We start from the raw sequence: 1,402 nt of genomic DNA, 5'->3' as shown, positions 1-1,402 counted from the left end.
TACCCTAGCTCGTGCGTCGGCGGCGCCAGAGTGGTGTAAGGGCCGGGAGCTGGGACCATGGCTGGCGCGCCGGGGGCCTGCGCGATGTCGCGGGCGTCGCCGGCAAGCTGCTCGGCATGCAGATCACCGGCGGCTCCACCAGTGCAGCGGACGCCTTCGTGAAGATGCGCAAGGCGGGCGCGGCGGCGCGGTTGGTGCTGATACAGGCCGCCGCGGCGCGCTGGGGGCAGGACGCGGCGTCGCTCTCCACCGACGCGGGCGCCGTCATCGACCCCGGCAGCGGGGAGCGGCTGCCCTACACCGCCCTCGCCGCGGACGCCGCGGACATCGAGCCACCTGCTGACCCACCGCTGAAACCGCGCTCAGGGTGGAGGTTGCTGGGCCGCAGCCTGCCCCGGGTGGACATGGCCGCTAAATGCACCGGCACCGCGCAGTTCGGCATCGACGTGCAGCTGCCTGGCATGCGTTATGCCGCTGTCGTCTCAAACCCCTACCTGGACGGCCACCGTGCCGGGTTCGACGCCAGCAGGGCCGAGGGCATGCGCGGCGTGGAGCGTGTCATCGACCTGGGCAGTGAGCACGGCGACGCGTTGGCCGTGGTGGCGAACAACACCTGGCGCGCCTTCCAGGCCGCGGCAGCACTGGACATCGACTGGCGACCGGCCGCGGAGGGGCCGCGCAGCACCGCGGAGATGCTGCACGCGATCGCCCGCTCCATCGACCACCTGAAGCCGGACGCCACACCCCGGGACGACGGCGATGTGGACCAGGCGCTGCGCATCGCCCGCGCCGAGGCTAGGCCCGTGGTGGAAGCGGAGTATCGGGCGCCCTTCCTCGCGCACACCACGCTGGAGCCGCCGGCGGCCGTGGCGCTGCGCGAGCCAGATCGGCTAACCCTCTGGTGCGGACACCAGGCGCCGACCTTGCTGCGGGACCTTGCCGCCAAGCAGGGCGGCTTAGACCCAGAGCAGGTGGAGGTGCGGGTCCAGTTCCTCGGCGGCGGCTTCGGCCGGCGTGCAGAGGTGGACTTCGCACTGCAAGCCGCAGCGGTGGCAGCGGCCATGCCCGGCACGCCCGTCAAGCTCACCTGGACGCGGGAGGCGGACATCCGCCATGACCTCTACCGCCCCGCGGCGGTGGCCCGCTGCACCGGCGTGCTCGGCCCGGACGGCCTGCCGGAGACAGCACTGCTGCAGATCGCCTCACCATCGGTGATCCGCTCCTTTTCGGCCCGCGTCGGCCTTCCGGCCATGGGCCCGGACAAGCTGATCACCGCGGGCGCGGCCCTGCAGCCCTACCGCCTACCCAACTCCCGGGTGGTGGGCGATGCCCCGGACCCTCCCGTGCCGCTCGGCAACTGGCGCACCGTCGGGGCTACTTTTAACGCCTTCTTCCCCAGGTG

At 72.5% G+C, this 1,402-nt stretch carries 1 protein-coding gene; it reads left to right on the top strand.

Annotated elements, in window-relative coordinates; translation table 11 throughout:
- Positions 1-116 precede the first annotated feature (116 nt).
- A partial coding sequence (locus I6U14_RS08560) for a molybdopterin cofactor-binding domain-containing protein (protein ID WP_296898472.1) occupies positions 117-1,402 on the top strand: 1,286 nt, incomplete at its 3' end.

It is taken from the genome of Thiohalocapsa sp., assembly GCF_019695415.1.
Lineage (GTDB): Bacteria > Pseudomonadota > Gammaproteobacteria > Chromatiales > Chromatiaceae > Thiohalocapsa.
The sequence above is the reverse complement of the archived record's forward strand: the minus strand, read 5'-3'. Positions and strand labels throughout refer to the sequence as shown.